Below are 24,770 nucleotides of genomic sequence, written 5' to 3' on the forward strand. Positions count from 1 at the left end.
CCGCCGAGAGCGAAGAAATCGTCGTCCAGCCCGGCCCGCTCGACCCGCAGCACCTCCGCGACCACCGCGGCGACCAGACGTTGCGCGGCGCTCACCGGCGGACGGAAGCGCTCGGCCGCGAGCACCGGGATCGGCAGGGCGGCGCGATCGAGCTTGCCGCTGGTGTTGCGGGGGAATTCGTTCAGCTCGACCACTGCGGTCGGCACCAAGTAGCTGGGAAGACGCTGAGCGACACACGATTTCACCGCGTCGAGATCGAGCGTCGCGCCGGGCGCTGCGATCACGTAGCCCGCCAGGAACTCCCCCGCCGGTCCGGTGACCAGCCGCGCCGCGGCCTGGCCGACCCCGGCCGCCGCCAGCAGCGCTGTCTCGATTTCGGCGAGTTCGACGCGCCGGCCGCGGAACTTCACCTGGAAGTCGCTGCGGCCCAGATAGATCAGCTCGCCGTCGCGGCTCCAGCGCACCAGGTCGCCGGTGCGGTACATGCGGGCGCCCGGCGCACCGAAGGGATTGGCGACGAAACGATCGGCGGTGAGGTCGACGCGGCCGTGGTAGCCGCGCGCCAGCTGCGCTCCCGCCAGGTACAGCTCGCCCCACACGCCGATCGGCGCGGGCCGCAACCGTCCGTCCAACACGTAGACCTGCGAGTTCCACTCCGGCTCGCCGATCGGCACTTGCGGCGAGTTCACCTCGGTGACCTCGCGGTTGGTGATGGACACCGCCGCCTCGGTGGGGCCGTAGAGGTTGTGCAGGCCCGCGTCGCACACCTGCCTGAAGGCGGCGACGGTCTCCGGCGGCAGCGCCTCGCCGATGACGAACACGTCGCGCAGCGAGTCGAGTTCGCCCGGCGCGGCGTGCGCGGCGAACACCGCGAGCATCGATGGCACGAAGTCGGTGAGCGTGACGCCATGGCGTGCGACGGTCTCGGCGAGATAGCGCGGATCGCGATGTCCGTCCGGTGCGGCCAGCAGCATGGTCGCGCCCGCTCGTAGCGGTAGGAAGTAGCCCCACAGCGAGACGTCGAAGGTGCTCGCGGTCTTCTGCAGGTAGACATCGCCGGTGCGCGGACGGTACTCCGCGTGCATCCAGGCCAGCTGGTTGGCGATGGCCTGATGACTGACCGCCACGCCCTTCGGCTTTCCGGTGGACCCGGAAGTGAAGATCACGTAGGCGGGATGCTGCGGGTGCAGCGCGCCGTGGCGTTCGCGGTCGCCGATCTTGCCGGAGGGGTAGGCGGAGAGATCGAGTTCATCCAGGTGATACACCGGAACGGAAACCTGCGCGGCGGCGTCGAAACCGCTATCGCTCGTGGTCAGGACGGCATGCGGTCGCGCGGTGTCGAGGATGTGGCCGATGCGTTCGGCGGGATGTCCTGGGTCCACCGGGACGTACGCGCCGCCCGCCCGCGCCACCGCGTACATGGCGACGACCAGTTCCACCGAGCGCGGCAGGGCCAGCACGACCAGCGCTTCCGGACCGACGCCGAGCCCGATCAGCATCCTCGCCAGCCGGTCGGCGCGGTCGGACAGCTCGGCGTAGGTCAGCCGCTCGCCGTCGGTGACCACCGCGACGGCATCCGGGGTACGGCGCACCTGCGCGTCGAAACCCTCGTGCAGGAACCGATCGGGCACTCGGTGCCCGCTGGCGTTCCAGCTCGCGGTGACATAGTCCAGCTCGCCCGCGTCGAGCAGCGGGAGATCCCCGACCGGTGCGTCCGGGTCGTCCACCGCCGCGCGCAACAGCCGGACGAACTTCGCGGCGAACTCCCGCACCGTCGCGGCGTCGAACAGGTCGGTGGCGTAGGTGAATTCGGCGCGGTAGCTGTCGGCGGCTTCGGACACCGTGAGCTGGAGGTCGAACTTCGCGAAACCGGAGTCGAAGTCGACCTGCTCGGTGTCGAGACCGGGCATGGTCAGCGCGATCGGCCCGATGTTCTGCATGAACAGCGCGACCTGGAACAGCGGATGCCTGGCGGCCGAACGCGGCGGGTTCAGCGCCTCCACCAACTGCTCGAACGGGATGTCGGCGTGCGCGAAGGCGCGCAGGTCGCGGTCGGCGGCGTGCGCCACCAAGTCGGCGAAACCGCTCGCGGCGTCCACTTCGGTGCGCAGCACGAGGGTGTTGACGAACATGCCGACCACGTCGTCGAGTACGGCCTCGCCCCGGCCCGCGACCGGTGTGCCGATAGCGATGTCCGCGGTGCCGGACAACCGGGCCAGCAGGGCGGCCAGCGCCGCGTGCAGCACCATGAACGGCGTCGCGCGAACGCGCGCGGCGATCGCCTCGACGGCGGAGCGCAGCGCGGCGTCGACGGCGAACTCGTAGGTGGCGCCCTGGTACGAGGGCGCGGCCGGACGCGGCCGATCGGCGGGCAGATCCAATTGCGCGGGCAGCTCGGCCAATTCGGCGCGCCAGAAGGCGAGCTGGCGCGCCGCCACGGAATCCGCGTCGGTCTCCGCACCGAGGACCCGTTGCTGCCACAGCGCGTAGTCCGCGTACTGCACGGCCAGCGGAGTCCACTCCGGCCCCCGGCCGTCGCGCCGCGCGGCATAGGCCGTGGCCAGGTCGCGCATCAGGGGCACGAGCGAGACGCCGTCGGCCGCGATGTGGTGGACGACGAGCACGAGCGTGTGGTCCTCGGGTTCGCAGCGCAGCAGGCGCACCCGCACCGGGATCTCCTCCGCCACGTCGAAGCCCTGGCTCGCCGCCCGGCGGATCGCCGCGGCCAACCGCTCCCGCGGCACCTCGGCGGGAGTCAGGTCGAACACCGCGTGTACGCGTCGCACCGATTGCGCAGGCCCGTCGGCGGTCTGCGGATACACGGTGCGCAGCACTTCGTGCCTGGCCACCAGATCGGTGATCGCCGCCGACAGCGCGGCGACGTCCAGCGGGCCGCGCAGGCGCAGCGCCACCGGGATGTTGTCTACGGCGGCGGTGCCCAGCTCGCGGGCCTGATCGGTGTCGGCGCCGAACCGGTTGAGGAACCACATGCGCCGCTGCGCGGGCGAGAGCGGAACATGCTCCGGGCGCGGACCGGCCACCAGCGGCGGACGCGCCGCGGCCGGGCGCGCCGACGCGACCACCGCGGCCGCGGTGGGACGAGCGAAGAAATCGCGCACGTCCACGGTCGCGCCGATGGCCGCGGCGATCCGGGCGATGGCTCGGGTGGCGAGCAGCGAATTTCCGCCCAGCGCGAAGAAGTCGTCGTCCGCGCCCACGCGCGGCACGTCCAGCAGTTCGGCGAAAATCGCGGCGACCGCCGTCTCCGCCTCGGTCTCCGGCGCCCGATAAGCCGTCGTCCCGGAATCGAATTTCGGCTCAGGAAGCGCTCTGCGGTCCAGCTTGCCGTTGGCGTTCAACGGCATCGCCGCCAGCGCGACGAGCAGCGTCGGCACCATGTGCTCGGGCAGCTCGCGGCGGACGGAGTCCAGTACCTCGGCGGTCTCGACAGCGTCGCCGACCACGTAGCCGACCAGATGATCGCCGCTCGCGTGCCGGTGCAGCACCACGGCGGCCTGGGTGACGCGCGGGTGGCGCAGCAGCGCCGCCTCGATTTCGCCGAGTTCGATCCGCAGGCCGCGCAACTTCACCTGGAAGTCCGTGCGGCCCAGATACTCCAGCTCCTCCGGCCCGCCCTCCACCCCGGGCGCCCAGCGCACCAGGTCGCCGGTGCGGTACATCCGCTCCCCGGCCGGTCCCTCGGGGTTCGCCACGAATCGCTCGGCGGTCAGGCCTGGCCGGGCGACATAACCGCGGGCCAATTGCACGCCTGCCAGGTACAGCTCGCCGACGACGCCGCGCGCCACCGGACGCAGGCTGTCGTCGAGCACCAGCAACTCGGTGTCGTCGGCGGCGACGCCGATCGGCACGCCCGCCACGTCCGCGCCGGTTACCTCGTGCGCGGTCACGTCGACCGCCGCCTCGGTGGGCCCGTACAGGTTGTGCAGCGTCGCCCCGCAGACGTCGCGGAAGGCCGCGGCGGTGGCGGCCGCAAGCGCCTCACCCGAGGCGAAGACCAGCCGCAGCGAGTCCACCGCGACCGACTCGGCGACGAAGACCGCGAGCATGGACGGCACGAAATGCGCCACCGTGACCCCGTTTTCGGCGATCGCACGCGCCAAGTACGCCGGGTCCCGATGACCGTACGGCTCCGCGACGACCAGCCGGGCGCCGACCTGCAACGGCCAGAAGAACTCCCACACCGACACGTCGAAGGTGAACGGCGTCTTCTGCAACACCACGTCGTCGGCACACAGCCGGTACATCCGTTGCCGCCACCGCAGATTCGCCACGATCGCGCGGTGCGACACGGCGACGCCCTTCGGCCTGCCGGTCGAGCCGGACGTGAAGATCACGTAGGCGAGGTCGTCGGCCGACCGGGCGACCGCGGGCGCTTCCGGCGTGGGCGAGCCCACGAATTCGTCGATCCGCAGCGTCGCGACCGCACCGCCGAAGTCGGGCTCGTCACGCGTGGTGGTCAGCACGAGCACCGGCTCGGCGACCGCGAGCACGTAGCCGATGCGGTCGGCCGGATGGTCCGGGTCGATCGGCAGGTACGCGCCGCCCGCCCGCAGGATCGCGTACATGCCGACCAGCAGGTCGATCGAGCGCCGCACGGCCAAGCCCACCAGCGAGTTCCGCCGCACGCCGAGTTCGACCAAGTGGTGGGCCAGCGCGTTGACCCGGCCGTCGAATTCGGCGTAGGTGAGGGTGATTCCCGCGTATTCGACGGCGATCGCGTCCGGAGTCCGCCACACCTGCTCCTCGAACAGGCTCACCAATGTCTCGACGGGCGCGGTGGTGGTCGCCGGAAGGTCGGGCGCGGCCGCGAGCGCGTCGACGAGCAGTGCGTCCAGCACCGCGCCGAGCGCGCCGTCACCGGATTCCAGCAGCGCGGGCAGTCGACCGGAGACCACCACCGGAACCAGCGCCTCCGCGCCCACCCCCGCGCCCATGGCTTCGGACAGGGCCGCGAGTTCGTCGGCCAGCGCCGCGTAGGTGACGGTGAGCTCTCCGTGCCGCAACGCCACGCGCTGCGGGTCCAGCCCGGCAACAGTCGCGATGAGACCGGGCAGGTCGTCGATGCCGTAGCCGCGGCGCACGGCGTCTGCGTGGGTCATCAGCGGTTTCCTTCCGAATCGAGGGCCGCCGCCGAGTCGGCGAGCAGCGCCTCGGCGGTGGCGGGCAGGGTCCGCAGCAAGGCCGCCAGACCGCTGCCGCCGAGTGCGGCGAGCAGGCCGGGAACCAACCCGGCGAGCGAGACATGGATCAGGGCTTCGGGTTTGGCCGCCGGGCCCATCGCCTTCGCGACGGACGCGAGCTTCGCGTCGAGCTCGCCGAAGGAGACCAACCGATCGCCGTGCTCGAACGCGGTGGCGGCGGGGACGGCCCGGGCCGCCCGGGCGATCAGCGCGGGCAGGTCCGCCACCGACGCGGTGGGCCGGGGCAGCCGTTCGGCCGCGGAACGGATGTCGATCGCGCGAAGGGCTACCGCCGGATCCGCGGCCACCGCCTCCAGCACCCGCAGCAAGCGGTCACCGAACGCGTGCGCCGTCGGTTCGTCGAAGAGGTCGGTCGCGTAGCCGACGCGCAGCTCCATACCGGCGCGCGCACCGTCGGCGGCGAACTGCTCCAGCACGGTCACCTGGAGGTCGAACTTCGCCTCCGCCGACGTCAGGTCGATCGCCTCGACCGCGAGGCCGGGCAGTTCCACCTCCGCCCGCGGCAAGTTCTGGAAGGTGAGCAGTACTTGGCACAGCGGTGCGTACGAGCCGGAACGGGTGACGCCCAGCGCCTCGACCACCTGATCGAACGGGACGTCGGCGTGCGAGAACGCCGCCAGATCCCGCCGGGTGACCTGGCGCAGCAGCTCGCCGAAACTCGCACGGGGATCGACCTCGGTGCGCAACGCCACGGTGTTGACGAACATGCCGACCAGCTCATCCAGCTCGCGGACACCGCGCCCGGCGACCGGCACACCGACCGTGACGTCCGCCGCGCCGGACAGTTTCGCCAGCAGCACCGCGAGCGCGCTGTGCACCAGGGTGAACAGTGTGCCGCCGTGTTCGCGGGCCAGTCGCTCCAGGCGTACGGTGCGCTCGGCGTCGATCTCCCGGGTAACGCTTGCCCCCTTCATGCTTCGCCTGGCCGGTCGCGGTCGATCGGTGGGTAGGGCGAGCAGTTCCGGCGCACCGGTCAATTCGGTGCGCCAGAAGGCGAGTTGGCGCGCCAGCAGGCTGTCGGGGTCCGCGCCGTCGCCGAGCAGCTCGTGCTGCCAGGCGCTGTAGTCGCGGTAACGGATCGCGGGCGGGGCCGAGTCCGGCGCGTGTCCGGTGGATCTGGCCAGGTAGGCGCGCACCAGATCGGCGGTCAACGGCGCGATCGAGTATCCATCCGCACCGATGTGGTGCAGCACGACCACCAAGACGTGTTCGTCGGCGGCGGGGGTGAACAGGGCGGCACGCACCGGCGGCGCGGAAGCGAGATCGAAGGCGGGGGCCACGAATTCCGCGATCCGCCTGTCCATTTCCGCTCGGCCCACCGGAATCGGTGTCAGATCGACCGGCGACGCGAGCACCACCTCCTGGACCGGTCCGTCCTCGGTGTCCGGGTACCTGGTGCGCAGCGTCTCGTGCCGGTCGAGCACATCGCCGAGCGCCGCCGCCAGCGCCGCCACATCCAGCCGGCCGCGCAGCCGCAGCGCCGTGGGAATGTGATAGGCCGACGAGTCCGGTGCGAGCCGGTCGAGCACCCAGATGCGCTGCTGCGCGGGCGCGAGCGGCACCGGCCCGGCATCGGCGCGACGGACCAAAGCGGGCCGGGCCACGCCGCGCTCGGTGGCCGCGATGCGTTCTGCGAGTGCGGCGGGCGTCGGGGCTTCGAACACCGCGGCCACCGCGACATGGCCGCCGAGTGCCGCGCCGAGCCGGGCCGCGAGCCGGGTGGCCATCAGGGAGTTGCCGCCCCTGGCGAAGAAGTCGTCGTCGACGCTCACCGCGTCCACGCCGACGACCTCTGCGAACGCGTCCGCGACCAGGCGCTCCAACGCACCGGACGGCGCGCGGAAGGCCGCCTCGGCGAACGGCGGCTCGGGCAGCGCCGAACGATCGATCTTGCCGTTGGCCGTGAGCGGCAGCGCCGCCAGCACGACGACGGCGGCAGGCGTCATGTATCCGGGCAGTCGCGCGGCCACAACGGCGCGCAGCGACACGGCCAGGTCGGCGTACGCGACCGGATCCGCCTCCGGCACTGCGGCATACGTGATGAGCCGTGTTCCCGCGCGGTCGTCGGCCTTCGCCACCGCGACGGCCGCGGCCACCCCGGGTTGCCGCAGCAGCGCGGCCTCCACCTCGCCGAGTTCGATGCGGAAGCCGCCGATCTGCACCTGGAAGTCGGCGCGCTCGAGGTATTCCAGGGTGCCGTCGGGACGCCAGCGCACGATGTCGCCGGTGCGGTACATCCGCTCGCCGGCCGCCGCACCGAGTTCCACCGCGAACGGATCGGCCACGAAGCGGTCGGCGGTCAGCGCCGGACGGCGCTGATAGCCGCGCGCCAGCTGCGCTCCCGCGAGGTACAGCTCGCCGGGCACTCCGATCGGCGCGGGCCGCAACCGCCCGTCCAGCACGTAGACCCGGCTGTTCCAGGCGGGCGACCCGATCGGGACGGTGTGCTCCGGCTGAGTGTCGAGCGCGAACGCGGTGATCGACACCGCCGCCTCCGTGGGGCCGTAGAGGTTGTCCAGCGCGGTCGTGCCGCTATGGCGGCACAGGAAGTCCACGGCCGTGGCCGACGGCAGCGCCTCGCCGATGGCCAGCACGTGGCGCAGCGTTTCCGGCAGCGCGCCACCCGGCTCGGCCGCCAGCAGCATGCCGATCAGGGCGGGCACCGCGTGCAGCACGGTGACGCCGTGGTGGCGCAGCAGCGCGCGCAGCAGGTCCGGGTCACGTTCGGCGCCGGGCGCGGTGACGATCAGCGACCCGCCGGTGATCAGCGCGGACCAGAACTCCCACACCGACAGATCGAAGGTCGCGGGCGTCTTCAGCAGCACCCGATCGTTCGCGCCGAGGCCGAATCTGTCCGCCAGCCAGGCGAGTTGGTTGACGATCGCGGCGTGCGGAACCGTCACGCCCTTGGGCACGCCCGTGGAGCCGGAGGTGAAGACGACGTACGCCGGATGCTCGGGACGCAGCGGACCGATCCGGTCCGCGTCGGTGATCGGCGTCGCGGCGAGCCCGGCGACGTCGAGCCGATCGATTTCCATGACAACGCAGTCGGTTTCGAACGGGAACCCGTCGCGCGAGGTGGTCAGGACCACGACCGGCGCCGCGGTGGCCACGATGTGGGCGATCCGCTCGGCCGGATGGTCCGGATCGATGGGCACATAGGCGCCGCCCGCCCGCACCACGGCGTACATCGCGACGACCAGTTCGAGCGAGCGGCGCATCGCCAGCACGACCGTCGACTCCGGTCCGACACCGGACGCGATGAGCCTGCGCGCCAACCGGTTCACCCGCCCGTCGAACTCGGCGTAGCGCAGCTCTTCGCCGGTCGCCGCGTCCACCAGCGCGACCGCGCCTGGGCTGCGCGCGGTCTGCGCGTCGATCAGATCCGCCAGCGTGGCCCGCGGGACCGGCCGCCGGGTCCGGTTCCATTCGGCGAGCACCTGCGATCGGTCGGTCCCGAGCAGCTCGATGTCACCCACCGGCAGATCCGGCCGCGCCGCGATCGTTTCCAGCACCCGGCGCAGTTGAGCGGCGAACCGGAACGCGGTCGCGCGCTCGAACAGATCGGTGGCGTAGCCGAGGGACAGCTCGATGCCGTCGGGCGCGCCCTCGGCGTCGTAGGCGTCCACCGCGAACAGGTGCAGGTCGAATTGCGCTACGCCGTTGTCGAACTCGAATTCGCGAATCTCGAGTTCGGGCAGCCGCAGCTGTCCGCGCTCATGGTTCTGGAACGAGTAGCCGACCTGGAACAGCGGGTGGCGTGCGGTGGAGCGCACCGGGTTGAGCACTTCCACCAGACGTTCGAACGGCACGGTCGCGTGTTCCAGCGCCGCCAAGTCGGCGGCCCGCGCCCGGGCCAGCAGTCCGGCGAACGATTCGCCGCCGTCGACACCGACGCGCAGGACGAGAGTGTTGACGAACATCCCGATGACGTCGTCCAGTTCGGCGGCGCCGCGTCCGGCCACCGGCGTGCCGATCGCGATGTCTCCTGCGCCCGACCACCGCGCGAGCAGCACGGCGAACGCGGTGTGCACCACCATGAACAGCGTCGCGCCATGCCGTCGGCCGAGGGCGGCCAGATCCGCGTGCAGCCGCGCGCCGATCGTGAGCGGAACCTTGTCCCCGCCCAGGGTCTGCCTCGCGGGGCGGGGGCGGTCGGTCGGCAGCGCCAGCTGATCCGGCAGTCCGGCGAGTGTCCGGGTCCAGAAACGGATCTCGCGGGCCGCCACCGATTCGGCGTCGTCCTCGGCGCCGAGCAAATCGCGTTGCCACAGTGCGTAATCGGCGTACTGCACGGTCAGCGGTGTCCAGTCCGGCGCGGCGCCACCACGGCGCGCGGTGTAGGCGACCATCAGGTCCCGTACGAACGGCGCGATGGACGAGCCGTCGGCGGCGATGTGGTGCAGCACCGCGGCGAGCACGAACTCCGGCCGCGCGCCCGTGCCGACCACGCGGAACAACCTCATCCGCACCGGAATCTCGGCGGTGACGTCGAAGGTCGTCTCCGCCAGTTCCCTGACCCGCTGTGGTAGTTCGTCTTCCGGGACATCGATCGGCCGCAGCGCCGGAACGGTGGCGGGTTCGACGAGTTGCACCGGTTCGCCGTCGATCTCCGGATAGCGAGTGCGCAGCGCCTCGTGCCGGGCGACCACGTCACCGAGCGCGGCGCGCAACGCGGGCACGTCCAGCCGACCGGACAGCCGCAGGGCCACCGGGATGTTGTAGGCGGTGGAGGACCGGTCGAACCGATTGAGGAACCACATGCGCTGCTGCGCGGGCGAGAGCGGGACCCGCTCCGGGCGCGGCGCCGCCACCAGCGCGGGCAGGGCGCCTCCCATGGCCACCGCGCTCGCCGCCGCCGCGAGGTCCGCGACCCTGGGAGCTTCGAACAGCGCGCGCACACCGACCGTCCGGCCCAGCGCCGCGCCGATCCTGCTGACCGCTTTCGCGGCCAACAGGGAGCTGCCGCCGAGCGCGAAGAAATCGTCGTCGGCGCCGACGGCGCGCTCCGCGCCCAGCACTTCGGCGAACACCTCCGCCACGACCCGTTCGCTCGGCGTGGACGGCGCCCGGTAGGTGGTCGATTCGAACCGTGGCGCGGGCAGCGCGGCGCGGTCCAGCTTCCCGTTGACCGTCAACGGGATGCGCGGCAGCGGGACGATCGCGGCGGGCACCATGTGCTCGGGCAGGCGATACACCAGGGCTTGTCGTAGCGCGGCGCTGTCGACGGAGTCGTCCGCGACGACCGCGTACGCGACGATGCGCGATTCGTCCACCAGATCGGTGCGCACCACCACGGCCACTTCCCGGACCGCTTCGGACGCCTCGAGCAGCGCGGCCTCGATCTCACCGAGCTCGACGCGGAAGCCGCGCAGGTTCACCTGCTGGTCCGCGCGCCCGAGATACTCCAGCTCGCCGTCGGCGGTCCAGCGGGCCAGATCGCCGGAGCGGTAGGTGAGCGCTCCGTCGCCCGCGTACGGGTCCGCGACGAAGCGGCCCGCGGTCAGGGCGGGCCGGTGCAAGTAGCCGCGCGCCAATTGGCCGCCGGAGACGTAGATCTCGCCGGGCACGCCGACCGGGACCGGCCGCAACCGGTCGTCGAGCAGGCGGACGGTCAGTCCGGGCAACCCCGCGCCGATCACCCCGGTCGAGCCGGTGTGCCCGTCGATCTCCCGATAGGACACGTGCACCGTGGTCTCGGTGATGCCGTACATGTTCACCAGGCGCGGCGCGTCCGGGTAGCGGGCGAACCAACCACCGAGGCGCTGCGGCTCCAGCGCCTCGCCACCGAAGACGACGACCCGCAACGCGAACGCGGCGGGTTCCGGCTCGGCCAGATCGGCGGCGACGAGCTGATAGAACGCCGACGGGGTCTGGTTGAGCACGGTGACCCGCTCGGCGATCAGCAGCTCACGGAACTGCCGCGGCGAGCGCGAGGTGTAGTAGTCGACCACCACCACCGTCGCGCCGGACAGCAGCGGTCCCCACATTTCCCAGACCGAGAAGTCGAAGGCGTAGGAGTGGAACAGGGTCCACACGTCCGCCGAGCCGAAGCCGAAGCGCCGCCGCGTGTTGTCCAGCAGCCGCAGCACGTTGCGATGCGGCACCACGACGCCTTTGGGCCTGCCGGTGGAACCGGAAGTGTAGATGACGTAGGCAACGTGACCGGAGCGCAGCGGGGCGCGCCGATCCACATCGGTGACCGGCTCGCCGCCGAACTCGACGAGGTTCGGTGCGGCGACGTCGATCACCGGTCCGCCGAACCAGCCGCGCGGCAACTCGGTGGCGGCCCCCGCGATCGCGCAGATCGGCCGGGCATCGTCCAGGACGTATTCGATCCGGTCGTCCGGGTAGGCCGGATCGATCGGCAGGTATCCGCCGCCCGCTTTGAGCACCGCGAGCAGGGCGACCACCAGTTCCGCCGAGCGGGGCAGCGCGACGGCCACCAGTGTTTCCGGCCCGACGCCCGCGGCGATCAGCCGCCGCGCCAGCCGGTTGGACCAGTCGTCGAGTTCGGCATATGCCAGCGACCGTGCCCCGTCGCGCACCGCGACGGCGGCCGGGTCCAGCGCGGCGGCCCGCGCGAAACGCTCGGCCACACTGCCGGTGGCGTCCGCGACGTCGGGGCCGCCGACCGGCCACTCGTACAAAGCGCGATGCTGCTCCTCGGCGCTGAGCAACTGGATGTCGCCCACGACCACCGTGGGATCGGCGGCGATGGCGGCGAGCACCTGGGTGAACCGCCTGCCGAGAACGGCGACCGACGGCGCGTCGAAAAGGTCGGTGGCATAGCGGATCTCGATCTGCATGCCGTCGGCGCGCCCGTCCGGGTCGTTCGATTCGAGCACGGTGAACTGGAGGTCGAACTCGGCCACCGGCGCGTCGAACTCCTGCGCGCGCACCCGTAGATCGGGCAGCTCGAGCTCGGGCAAGGCGAAGTTCTGGAAGGTCAGCGCCACCTGGAAGAGCGGATGACGGTTGCGCGCGCGGGTCGGAGCGAGCATCTCGACGAGCCGCTCGAACGGCGCGTCGGCGTGCGAGAGCGCGTCGAGGTCCTGGTCGCGCACCGCGTCCAGCACGGTCTCGAACCTGGCTCTGGAGTCGACGGCGGTGCGCAGCACCAGCGTGTTCACGAACATGCCGACGAGCCGGTCCAGCGCCGCGTCACCGCGTCCGGCGACCGGGGTGCCGATCGCGATGTCCGCGCCGCCCGACAGCCGGGCCAGCAGTACCGCCAAGGCCGCGTGCACCGTGCTGAACAGCGTGGTCTCGCGTTTGCGCGCCAGCTCGCCCAGCTCGCTGTGCAGGTCGGAATCGATCCGCAAGCGGTACGTCGCACCGCGATGGGAGGAGATCGCCGGACGGGGACGGTCGGTGGGCAGTTCGAGTTGCTCCGGCAGGCCGTCCAGGGCGCCGCGCCAGTAGTCGAGTTGCCGCCCGGCGTCGGCGAGATCGGCCTGCCAGAGCGTGTAGTCGGCGTACTGCACCGGCAGCGGATCCCACGCGGGCGCTGCCCCGGCCCGGCGCGCCGAGTAGGCGGTCATCAGATCCTCGGCCAGCGGACCGAGCGAGAAACCGTCCGCGGCGATGTGGTGCAGCACCAGGGCGAGCGCGTATTCCGCTTGTGGCGCACCGTCGATCGCGAACAGCGCTGCCCGCAGCGGTGTTTCCGTGGTCAGATCGAAAGGCGCTGCCGCCAGCTCCCGAAGCTGTTCCACCAGTGCGGTTTCGGCCACACGCGTGACCAGGAGGTCGGGCGCGGACTGCGGCAGTACCAGTTGTTCCGGCCCGTCCGAGCCGTCCGGGTAGACGGTCCGCAGGATCTCGTGCCGGGCCGCCACGTCGGCCAACGCCGTGGTCATCGCCGCGACGTCGAGCTCACCGGCGAGGCGCAGCGCGACCGGGATGTTGTCGATCGCGGCGGCGGGCCCGGCCTGCTCGTCGGCGTGGAAGCGGTTGACGAACCAGACGCGCTGCTGGGCCGCGGACAGCGGGACGCGCTCCGGCCGCGGGCGGGGGCGCAGCGGGACGCGACCGCCGTCGCCCCGATGCGTTTCGGCGCGAGCCGCCAACGCGGCGACCGTCGGTGCGTCGAACAGCGCCCGCACCGGAATCCGGGTGTCGAGCGCGGCGCCGAGCCGGGCCGCGACCCTGGCGGCGGTGAGCGAGTTGCCGCCGAGGGCGAAGAAATCGTCGTCCAGGCCCACCCGGTCGACGCCGAGCAGCTCGCCGAACGCCGCGGCGACGAGTTTCTGCACGGGCGTCGCGGGCGCGCGGAACCGCGCGGGCTCGATCGCGGGCGCCGGTAGCGCTCGGCGGTCCAGCTTGCCGGAGGCGTTGACCGGGAATTCGGGCAGCACGACGTATGCCGACGGGATCATATACGCCGGGAGACGCCGGGTGAGCGTCGCTTCGAGCGCACCGGGGTCGAGGTCCGCGCCGGACGCGGAGACCAGGTAGGCGACGAGCCGCTCGCCGGTCTCGGTGTCGTCGCGCAGGACCACGACCGCCTGAGCGACTTCCTCCAGACCCGTTAGCGCCGACTCGATCTCACCCAGCTCGATACGCAGACCACGCAGTTTCACCTGGAAGTCGGTGCGGCCCAAGTATTCGAGTTCACCGTCTTCGGTCCACGCCACCAAGTCACCCGTGCGATACATCCGCGCACCCGGCTCCCCATACGGGTTGGCGACAAACCGATCACTGGTCAGATCCGGACGCGCGACATAACCCCGCGCGAGCTGAACGCCCGCCAGATAAAGCTCACCCGCGACACCCACCGGCACCGGACGCAACCGCGCATCCAACACGAACACCTGCGTGTTGAACACCGGCGCACCGATCGGCACCGACTCGATATCGGCATCCACGACCTCGTGGAAAGTGACGTCGACCGCCGCCTCCGTCGGGCCGTACAAGTTGTGCAGGGACGCGCCGGTCAACTCACGCAACCGATGCGCAGGCTTGGGCGGCAACGCCTCACCCGAAGCGAACACCAGACGCAGCGAATCACACTGCGCGGCAGCCGCGTCAGCCACGAACACCGCCAGCATCGACGGCACGAAATGCGTGACCGTCACCTTCTCGGCGCTGATGATCTCGGCCAGGTAGGCCGGGTCGCGATGACCGTCCGGCTTCGCCACGACCAGGCGGGCACCGACCTGCAACGGCCAGAAGAACTCCCACACCGACACATCGAACGTCGCAGGCGTCTTTTGCAACACCACATCAGCCGAGGTCAACTGGTACGCGGTCTGCATCCACACCAGGCGATTGACGATCGCCGAATGCGAAACCGCCACACCCTTCGGACGACCCGTCGAACCCGACGTGAAGATCACATACGCCGCATTCGACGGTGCGAGCGTCCCGAGACGATCCTCGTCGGTCAGCGGTTCGCCGGAATAGTCCCCGGTATCGAACAGGTCGACGTCCAGCACCGCCCACATCCCGGTGGCCCGCCCGGACAGGTCGAGCCCGTCCGCGGAGCGGCTCAGCACGCACACCGGCCGCACCGTTCGCAGCATGTCGGCGATCCGCCCGGCCGGATGCTCCGGATCGATCGGAACGTAGACTCCCCCGGCCGCGAGCACCGCGTACAGGGCCACCACGAGATCGACCGACCGCCGCATGCCCACCGCCACCGGCTGGTCCGGCCGCACGCCGACGGACACCAGTAGCCTGGCCAGCCGGTGCACCCGGCTCGCGAACTCGGCGTAGCTGAGCGATGCACCGTCGAAGGTCACCGCGAGCGCCTCGGGCGTCCGCGCCGCCTGCGCCTCGAACAGCGACACGAGCGTCGCGGCCGGATCCACCGGGTGCACGGTGGCATTCCAGGTGCCCAGGATGCGGGCACGTTCCCCTGGGCTGAGCAGGTCGATCGCGCCGACGGGCACCCTCGGGTCGGCGGCCACCGCGTCGAGCACCCGGCGCAAACGCAGGGCGAACGACGCGACGGTAGCCGAATCGAACAGATCGGTCGCGTATTCGAAGACCGCGGCGAGACCGGAACCGTCCGCCGCCTCTGTCACCGACAGGTGCAGATCGAATTTCGCCGTCCCCGTGTCGATGTCGAGCCCGGAGACGGTCAGGCCGGGCAACTCGAGTTCGGTGCGCGCGGTGTTCTGCAAGTCCAGCATCACCTGGAACAGCGGATGCCTGGCCGCCGACCGCTCCGGCGCGAGCACTTCGACCAAACGCTCGAACGGCGCGTCGGCGTGGGCGAAGGCGGCCAGGTCGCGCTCGCGCACCGCCGCGACCAGGCCGGTGAACGTCAACCCGGCCCGCACATCGGCGCGCAGCACGACGGTGTTGACGAACATGCCGACGAGCTCATCGAGCGCACGCTCGCCGCGACCGGCCACCGGGGTGCCGATCACGATGTCCTGCTGCCCGGTCAATCCGGCCAGCAGCGTGGCGAACGCCGCGTGCAGCACCATGAACAGCGAGGCGTTCGCGCTGTCCGCGATCTCGCGCAACCGGCGCCGCGTAGCGGCATCGATGGTGAAGACGTGGCGCGCGCCGCGACCCGACGCGACGGCCGGACGCGGCCGATCGGCGGGCAGCGTCATCACGTCCGGCAGACCGGCCAATTCGCCCCGCCAGAACCGGATCTGCTCGGCCAGCATCGCGTCCGGGTCGTCCTCGCAGCCGAGGACCTCCCGCTGCCACAACGCGTAGTCGGCGTAGTGGACGGACAGTGGCGTCCAGTCGGGTGCGCCACCCGCACGGCGAGCGTCGTAGGCGCGCATGAGGTCCCGGGTGAGCGGTGCCAGCGACCAACCGTCGGCGCTGATGTGATGCAAAGCGACGACGAGCACGTGCTGCTCCGCGCCGAGGCGCAGCAGGGCGAGGCGCACCGGCGGCTCGCGATCGACCCGGAAGGGCGTGGCCACCAGTTCGCGAATCCGTTCCGTCAGCCGCCGCTCGTCGACCGATTCCGCGACCAGCTCGACCCGCGCCTCCTCGACCGGGAGCACCAGTTGATACGGAATACCCTCCGCCGCCGGGTAGACCGTGCGCAGCGACTCGTGCCTGGCGAGCACGTCGACCACCGAGTCCGCCAGCGCCGTCTGATCGAGCGCGCCGCGCAACCGGATGGCGGCGACCAGATTGTCCGCCACCGAGGCCGCGTCGAACTGGTTCAGGAACCACATGCGCTGCTGCGCGTAGGACAGCGGGATCAGTGTGGGGCGCGCCCCGGCGACCAGCGGCGCCCGTCTACGCGCCCGGCCGCCGGACAGGTGCGCGGCCAGCGCCGACACGGTCGGGAACTCGAACAGCGCCCGCACCGGCACCTCGGTGTCCAGCGCGTCCGCCAGGCGGGCCGCGATCTGCGTCGCGACCAGCGAATTCCCGCCCAGCGCGAAGAAATCGTCGTCCGAGCCGACCGGATCAATCCCCAGCACCTGCCCGAACACGTCGGCGACGGTCCGCTCCACCGGCGTGCAGGGCGCGCGGAAAGTCTTCGTGACCGGCACCGGGTCGGGCAGCGCCTTGCGGTCCAGCTTGCCCGACGGAGTCAGCGGCATCGCGGTCAGCGGGACGTACGCGGTGGGCACCATGTACGAGGGCAGCACCGGGCGCAGCCGCTGCTCCAGCTCCGCGGCAAGCCGATCGGGGGCGATCGCGCCGACCACGTAGGCGGCCAGCGTCTCGCCGGAGGGCTGCGCGACGATCCGCACCGCCGCCGCCCGCACGTCGTCCATGGCGAGCAAGGCGGCCTCGATCTCGCCGAGCTCGATCCGCTGCCCACGCAGCTTCACCTGGAAGTCGCCGCGGCCCAGGTACTCCAGCGCGCCGTCGCGGCGGCGGCGCACCAGATCCCCGGTCCGGTACATCCGGCTGCCCGCAGGCCCGTACGGGTCGGCGACGAAACGCTCCGCGGTCAGGTCGGCCCGGCCGAGGTAGCCGCGCGCCAGTTGCACGCCGGACAAGTACAACTCGCCGACCACGGCGTCCGGAACCGGTCGCAACCGTTCGTCCAGGACCATGGCACGGCTGCCCGGCACCGGACGCCCGATCGGCGCCGGACCGCTCGCGGCCGGGTCGACCGGGGCGTACGTGGCGTGCACGGTGAATTCGGTGGGCCCGTACAGGTTGTGCAGCTGCGCGGGGCTCACCGCGGCGAACGCGGCGGCGGCCTCACCGGTCATCGCCTCCCCCGCGACCAGCACGGTGCGCAGGGACGCGATCGCACCCGGCGCGCCGGCGTCGGCGAACACCGTGAGCATGGACGGAACGAAGGAGGTCATCGTCACCCGGTGCGCGGCGATGGTCGCGGCGAGATACCGGGGATCGCGGTGCCCGTCGTGGTCGGCGACCACGATCCGCGCGCCCCGGGTGAGCGGCGCGAACAGCTCCCACACCGACACGTCGAAGGTGGCGGGGGTCTTGAACAGCACGACGTCGTTCGCGTCGATCCGGTATTCGTCCGCGATCCACCTGACCTGATTGACCGCCGCGTCATGCTGCACCGCCACGCCTTTGGGACGGCCGGTCGAACCGGAGGTGAAGATGACGTACGCGGTACCGGAAGCGCGCAAGGGGGCGAGACGATGCGCGTCGCCGACCGGCGCGGCGGAGTATTCGGCGACCTCAGGGGCGTCGGCCGTGAGCACCCGTGTCGCGGGTAGCTCCGCGAGCGCGCATCGATCGGCGAATTCCCCCGCCTCCGCCCGGGATCGGGTCAAGACGCACACCGGGCGGGCCGCGGCGATCACCTGCGCGATCCGGGCCGCCGGCTGGTCCGGGTCCACCGGCACGTACCCACTGCCCGCGGTCAGCACCGCGTACGCGGCCACCACGAGATCGACCGAACGCGGCATGCCGAGCACGACCAACCGCTCGGGCCCCACCCCCGCGGCGATCAGCCGACGCGCCAGCCGGTTGACCGCACCCGCGAACTCCGCGTAGGTCAGCCGCCGCTCGGCGTCGAGCACCGCGACCGCGTCGGGGGTGCGCCGCGCCTGTGCCTCGAAGGCGGTGAGCAACGTCTCCGCCGGGTCCTGTGCGCCCGCGACGGCCTGCCCCGCCGCGAGTGCGCGCGCTTGCTCGTCGCGGTCCAGGAGAGGCAGGTCGCGCACCGCGATCGCGGGATCGGCGGTGATCGCCCACAAGAAGCCGATCAGCCTGCCCGCGTAACCCGCGATGGTGGCTTCGTCGAAGAGATCGGTGGCGTAGGTGAATTCCGCGGGAACCCCCGCCGGTGCCGAACCTTCCCCGAGTCCGGCACCGGCGGCGTTCTCGGTGACCGTGAGCTGGAGATCCAGCTTGGTCACTCCGGTGTCCAGGGTACTGGTGGCGACCGACAGTTCGGGCAGTTCGAAAGCGATTGCCTCGGCGTTGTCGAAGGCGAGCAGCACTTGGAACAACGGGTGGCGCGCCTGCGAGCGCGGCGGATCCAGCGCCGCGACCACCCGCTCGAACGGCAGTTCGGCATGGCCGAAGGCGGCGAGGTCGTCCTCGCGTACCCGCGCCAGCAAGGCGGTGAAGGGCTCGGCGGCGTCCAACCGGGTGCGCAGTGCCAGGGTGTTGACGAACATGCCGATCAGGTCGTCGAGCGCGCGGTCGCCCCGACCTCCGACCGGGGTGCCGATCACGATGTCGTCGGCGCCGGACAGCCGCGCCAGCAGCGCGGCCAGTGCGGCGTGCGTCAGCATGAAGGTCGAAACGCCGTGCGCGCGGGCGAATTCGTTCATCCGGGCGACCAGTTCGCCGGGGAACTCGAAACCGAACACCGCGCCACGGCCGGAGGCGACCGCAGGGCGGGGCCGGTCGGCGGGCAGGTCGAGCTGGTCGGGCGCGCCCGCCAGCGCGTCGGTCCAGAACGACAGCCGATCGGCCGCGAACGAATCGTCCGAGGAGCCCAGCAACTCGTGCTGCCAGAGGCTGTAGTCGGCGTACTGAATCGGCAGCGGGGCCCATGCGGGCGCGCTGCCGCCGCGGCGCGCCCCGTACGCGGTCATCACGTCGCGGGCCAGCACGCGCAGCGACAGCCCGTCGGCGGCGACGTGGTGCAGGACCAGCGCGAGGGCGTGACTGCCGTCGTCCACCGCGAAGATCCGCGCCCGGATCGGGATCTCACGTTCCAGATCGAAGCCGCGGGCGGCGAACGCGCTCAGCCGCTCGTCGAGGTCGGCGGCGCCGATCGCCTCCGGCGCGGCGGCGATCGGCGCCACCGACAACACGACCTGCCGTGCCGCGATCCCCGCGCCGTCGGCGGGCAGGAGCGCGGGGAAGATCGTGCGCAGCACTTCGTGCCGGAGAACCAGGTCATCGAGCGCCTGCCGCAGCGCGGTGACGTCCACCGCCCCGCGCAGCCGCACCACGAAGGGCATGTTGTAGCTCGCGCCGGCGCGCTCGAACCGGTTGAGAAACCAGATGCGCTGCTGCGCCGGAGAGAGCGGAACCAGCGGCGGCCGTGGCCGTGCCCGCAGCTGCGCGACCAAGGACGCGCCGCCGGATCCACCGGCCCGCTCGACGAGCCCGGCGAGTTCGGCCACCGTGCAGGCGGCGAACACGTCGCGGACTCCGAGCGGGCAGTTCAGGTCGGCGGACAGCCGCGCGGCGACCTGCGTGGCCACCAAACTGTTTCCGCCGAGTGCGAAGAAGTCGTCGTCGCGACCGACCAGCTCGTTACCGAGCACTTCGGCGAACACCCGCGCGACCGCCAGTTCCACAGGGGTGGCGGGCGCGGTGTAGCCCGTCGAAGTTCTGCTCGGGGCAGGTAGAGCGGCGCGATCCAACTTTCCGGACGCGTTCACCGGCAATGTGTCGAGCACCACGTAGGCGGCGGGCACCATGTACCCGGGCAGCGCCTCGGCCGCCACGGCGCGCAGCCGCTCCGGACGCACCGCGCCGGGCACCGCCGCCACGACGTAGGCCACCAACTGCTCGCCGATCCCCGCGTCGTCGCGCACCACGACCACCGCGCGGGCCACCTCGTCCACCCCGGCGAGCACGGCCTCGATCTCGCCGAGTTCGATGCGCAGACCGCGCAGCTTCACCTGGAAGTCCGTACGGCCGAGATACTCCAGCTCGCCGTGCGTGGTCCATCGCACCAGGTCACCGGTGCGATACATCCGGTTCCCCGCCTGTGCGGGCCCGCCGAACGGATCGGCTACGAACCGCGCCGCGGTCAGTTCCGGTCGAGCCACATAGCCCCGGGCGAGCTGTACCCCCGACAGATACAGCTCACCCGGCGCCCCGACCGGCACCGGCCGAAGCCGCGAGTCGAGAACATGAAGCCTGGTGTTGAACACCGGCGCGCCGATCGGCACCGAGAGGGTATCGGTGTCGGCGACTTCGTGAAAGGTGACGTCGACCGCTGCTTCCGTCGGACCATACAGATTGTGCAGGCGAACGCCGGTCATGGCGCGCAGCCGCTGAGCGAGCGCGGCGGGCAGCGCCTCCCCGGAGGCGAACACCGTGCGCAGCGGCGTGCGGAACGCGACATGCTGATCGGCGAGGAACGCCGCGAGCATCGAAGGCACGAAATGTGCTGTGGTGACTCCGTATTCGTCGATGACCCGACGCAGATAAGCGGGATCGCGGTGCCCGTCCGGCTGGGCGAGCACCAGCGTCGCGCCGATCTGCAGCGGCCAGAAGAATTCCCACACCGACACGTCGAACGTGGCCGGAGTCTTCTGCAGCACAACGTCTTGCGCCGATAGTCGGTAGGTCTGCTGCATCCACACCAACCGGTTGACGATCGCGCGGTGGGTGATGGCGACGCCCTTGGGCAGACCGGTCGATCCGGAGGTGAAGATCACATACGCCGGATGCTCCGGTCGCAAGGCCGCGACTCGTTCCCGGTCCCAGATCGGCCCCGCCCCGACCGTCTCGTCGGCTCGGTCCACCCGCACCACCGGCAGACCGGACAGCTCCGGCGGCCGCTCGTCCCCGACGATCAGCACGCAGGCCGGACGGGCCGTGGCCAGGATGTGCGCGGTGCGCTCGGGCGGGTGATCCGGATCCAGCGGCAGATAGGCGCCGCCCGCGGCGAGCACCGCGTACATCGCGACGACCAGCTCCGGCGAGCGCGGCAGGCGCAGCGCCACCAGCGTTTCGGGCCCGACGCCGAGCGCGATCAGCGTGCGGGCGAGCCGATTGGCGCGCGCGGCGAGGTCCCGGTAGGTCAGGTCCGGCGCACCGGCGGCCCGCAGCGCCACCGCGCTCGGCGTGCGGGCCGCCTGCGCCTCGAACATCGACACCAGCGTCGCCACGGGAGCGAAGGCCGCGGAGCGACCCGGCAGCTGCGCTTCCACGTCGAAACCCGTCTCGTTCCAGATCCGGGTGCTGACCTCGAGTTCCAGCTCGGTCGCGACGTCCACGGCGGCGAGCGCGGTGTCCGGCTCGGTGGCGACCAGGCGCTCCAGATAGCGGAGGAACCGGGCGTGCTGCCTGGCGACGTCGTCGGCGGTGTACAGGTGCGGATTGGCCTCGAAGTCGACGTGCACCCGGTCCCGGTCGCCGTAGTAGACGTTGAGACTCAGGTCCTCGACCGGACCGGTGGACAACACGTGGTACCGCCCCACGGTGGCGCCGAGGGTGAGATCGCTGCGGAACAGCATGATGTTGGCCAGCGGACCGAACAGCCCGCGGCGCGCCGGACCGGCGGCGCGCTCGGTGTCGCGCTGGATGTCCTCGTGACGGTAGCGCTGGTGGCGCAGCGCCCCCGCGACCTCGACGCGGGTGGCGCGCAGCAACGCGCCCCAGCTGCCGTCGACCGGCAACCGCAGCGGCACGATGTTCGACAGCATGCCGGCCGAGCGCCGCAGCGCCGCGGTGGTGCGCGCGGTCACCGGCAGGCTCAGCACCGCCTCGTCCCGGTCGGTCAGTCGTGCCAGGTAGGCGGCGAACGCCGCGAGCAGCACCACGGCGAGCGTCGAATCCTGGCTCGCGGCAAGCGCGTTCATCCGTTCGACGAGTTCCGGCGTGAGCGCTCTCCCGGCGATCAGGTTGGTCGCGCCACGGGGTGCGGAGCGACCGGCGAGGCTGGTCGCGCCGTCCAGCCCGGCCACCCGCCCGGCCCAGTGCGCGCGATCGGACTCGAACCGGGGGCTGCTCCGGTAGGCGAGTTCGGCCTGCGTCAACGAGGCGAGCGTCCCCGGCCGCACGGCCTCGGGTTCGGTGCCGAGCATCCGCGCGGTGTACCGCTCGGCCACCCGCATGGTGTTGGTGAGCGCGCCGTAGCCGTCCAGCACGATGTGATGAGCCCGCAGGTACCAGAAGTACCGTCGCTCGGCGACGCGCAATAGTGCGCCCGCGAACAGCCGGTCGGTGCGCAGGTCGACCGGCGCGCTCGCGTCCGCGCGCATCCAGGCGTGCGCCGCGGCCACCGGGTCGGTCTGGTCGCGCAGGTCGATCAGCGGAATGTCGACCGAGAGGCCGAAGTCGACGTACTGGTGCGGGACGCCGCCGGATTCCCCCAGCCGCACCAGCACCGACTCGTACTCGCGCGCCGCCTCCACCGAGACCTCTTGCAGCAGAACGGCATCCAACTCGCCGTGCACGTCCACGTACTGCGCGACGTTGATCGGCGCGTCCGGGTCGAGCAGCTGCGCGTACCAGACGCCGAGCTGCGCGGGCGCCAGAGCGAACGGTTCGGGTGCGATCCGGGACGACTCCGGCTCGACGGAACGCGGCGGCAACGCGCTGGCCCCACCCAACTCCGTATCGTGCACCAGAGCCTCCTACTCGGCGGAACAACGGCTGTCCGAACGCTTTCGAGCAGCACGAACAAGCCGCTGCGCCCGGCTGCCCAGCCCGGGCGCATGGCGTCGACCACCACGTGCGATTCGATGAGAGCGCGAGCGGTGCTCGGGCACGCTCGCGCGGAAAGCCGCCAATCCTCCAACGTCATCGCCGTGGAGCGGGCGCCACGGCTATGTCAGCTACGTCACACGGTCGTGATCCGTGCATTGCGAACATTAGGCGCTTCGTTAATAAAAGGGAACAATTTGCACTAAAAACTTCTGGACGCTTGTCCAACGCGGCTACCAGGGCCGGAAGTCCAGGGCAAAGCGTCTTGCGCGATCACATCGACCGCGGCGACGCCGATGGCTGTGCAGACTATGAGCCGAAACGTTGCATTCGCGTTGCATCGGCGCCGAGGCGGCGATCCAGTACCCGGATCTTGGCCTCGATCTGCGCGTACAGCGGCGAGTCACGATCGACCGTGGCCCGGTAGGCCGCCCACGCCGCGGCGTCGTCGCGCCCCTCCGGACACGCGGTCCACCGGCGCAGCACCGCCGGGTCGCCCGAAGCCAGCACCGCTGTGCGCAATCGAACCCGCAGTTCGTCGCGAATATCGATGATGCCCGGCGCGGTCGAACGCGGCAGCACCGGCCCGGCATAGAGCCGTAATGCGGAATCGACATCACCGGAGTCGAGCGCCGCGCGCAAAGCCTCCACATCGGTTGCGACCGGAACGCGCAAACGGTAAGGCCGCGAACCGAACACGGTCGGACCGACCACCGAACGCAAGCGGGACACGGCCGCGCGGATGGTGCCGTTGTCCAGATCGGTGTCATCGAGCAACAGCGCGAGATGATCGGCGCCGAGTCCCTCCGGATGTTCGGCCAGCAGCAGCAGGATCTCGGCATGCCGCTGCGACAGGGGCACTCGATCATCCGCGACGCTCAGTTGCGGCTGACCGAGGCCGAGCACGTCGAGCGCGAGCCTGCCCGCCGGGTGCGGCTGCGCCGGGTCACGCCTGCCGCGACCGTCGTTCCGACGCTCGCCGGACCGTATCGCGGTGAGCAGCAGGTCCATCTCCGCGGCCGTGGCGGTGGCTTTGATCAGGGCGAGAATCTCCGGCTTGGCCACCCGGACGCCGCCCGCGATCATCAGCACTCCCACCAGCCTGCCGTCCGGATCGTGCACCGGGGCCGCGGCTCCGGTGATCTGGTGCATCCGGTGCAGGAAGTGCTCCGGGCCGTGGATCCACGCGGCGCGCCCGGTACGCACCACCAGGCCGACCGCGTTCGTCCCGATGCGGCGCTCGCTCAGGTCGTCACCGGCGCGCAGGCCGATCTCCGCGGCGGCCGCGACCTGTTCGTCACCACCGTGCACCGAGAGCACCCGGCCGAACTGATCGGCCACCACGACGATCAAACCTGTTCTGGCCGTGTCCTGTACGAGCAATTTGTCGATCAGCGGCATCAGCGCGGCGATCGGATGTGCCTGGAGATAGCGCTGCAGATCGGCGCCGCGCAGACCGCGGCCGTCGACCGCGTCCATCGGATCGACCCCGCCGCGCAAGCTGCGCAGCCAGGACTCCAGCACGGCGGGACGCAGCAGACCGGCGAGGCGGGCAAGTTGATCGCCACCCGCGCCGAGATATCCGTGCGCCTGCGCGGCGTAGACTTCGAGCGCACCGAGTTGGGCGCCCGGCTCCACGCCCGGCCGTGGGGGTCGCCCACCTGCGATGTTGCTGACCATTTGCCTTTCTTTCCGCCCCAAACTGTACCGGCGCACTCAGGGCGGGAACGACCGATGTTCGGCTTTGTCCGCCAGGTCACACCCGGTGCGCATCCCGGCAAA

3 protein-coding genes (1 of these 3 cut by a window edge) are annotated in these 24,770 nt (G+C 71.4%); all 3 read right to left on the reverse strand.

Going from position 1 to position 24,770, the window contains the following annotated elements:
* Positions 1 to 5,120: the 5' portion of a non-ribosomal peptide synthase/polyketide synthase gene (locus ACWESM_RS05605; protein ID WP_452491033.1), read on the reverse strand. It extends 20,326 nt beyond the left edge of the window; 5,120 of the gene's 25,446 nt are visible here — the first part of the coding sequence; its start codon is at positions 5,118 to 5,120; the stop codon falls past the left edge of the window.
* Positions 5,120 to 22,909 (reverse strand): non-ribosomal peptide synthase/polyketide synthase, encoded by a 17,790-nt coding sequence (locus tag ACWESM_RS05610; protein ID WP_452491034.1) that lies wholly within the window; start codon positions 22,907 to 22,909, stop codon positions 5,120 to 5,122. Before ACWESM_RS05610 ends, ACWESM_RS05605 begins: the two co-directional genes overlap by 1 nt.
* Positions 22,910 to 23,297: 388 nt before the next feature.
* Entirely contained in the window at positions 23,298 to 24,668 is a 1,371-nt protein-coding gene (locus tag ACWESM_RS05615; RefSeq protein ID WP_356963738.1) for a GAF domain-containing protein, read from the reverse strand.
* Positions 24,669 to 24,770: the final 102 nt, after the last annotated feature.

Source organism: Nocardia sp. NPDC003999 (assembly GCF_053604885.1).